Origin of the sequence: Pseudomonas baetica, assembly GCF_019733355.1 — a bacterium.
GTDB classification, from domain to species: domain Bacteria; phylum Pseudomonadota; class Gammaproteobacteria; order Pseudomonadales; family Pseudomonadaceae; genus Aquipseudomonas; species Aquipseudomonas baetica_A.
The window spans coordinates 1-366 of the sequence record NZ_JAIHLQ010000153.1 but is presented as its reverse complement, the minus strand read 5'-3'; the positions used below and the strand labels follow the sequence as shown (position 1 = coordinate 366).

The window sequence follows — 366 nt, the reverse complement described above, 5'->3', positions numbered from 1 at the left end:
GCTGATCCGGTCCATCTCTTTAAGCACTTTGCTATCGATCTGCAGTTGGTAGTACAGCTCCAGTTTGCCGCCCTTGATCGGGGTCAGGTGCAGACCGGGAACGTTGATTCGCAGCGGCTCTTTGGCATCGATATCACCATTGGTGATCGGGCGCGGCGGCAGGTCGGGCAGGTACGGCGTCAGGTCGGGGCGGGTGCCTAGCCAGAACAGGTCGATTGACTGGCCGGCAGCGAAAGACTCGTCGAAGGGGATGTCGATACGCACTTGTGCCAGCGTCGGATCAATCGCCCCCGACTGCGCCTCCAGCGCCTTGGGCGCGGCCAGCCGCTGGATCTCGCCGATGGCGGTGATGAACTGGTTCTGGGC

Annotated in this window: 1 protein-coding gene; it reads right to left on the bottom strand. The window is 62.3% G+C overall.

Translation table 11 applies throughout. From position 1 onward, the window contains the following. Nucleotides 1-366 (bottom strand): hypothetical protein (locus tag K5E40_RS34515; RefSeq protein ID WP_221734441.1); only part of this gene is annotated, 366 nt, incomplete at both ends.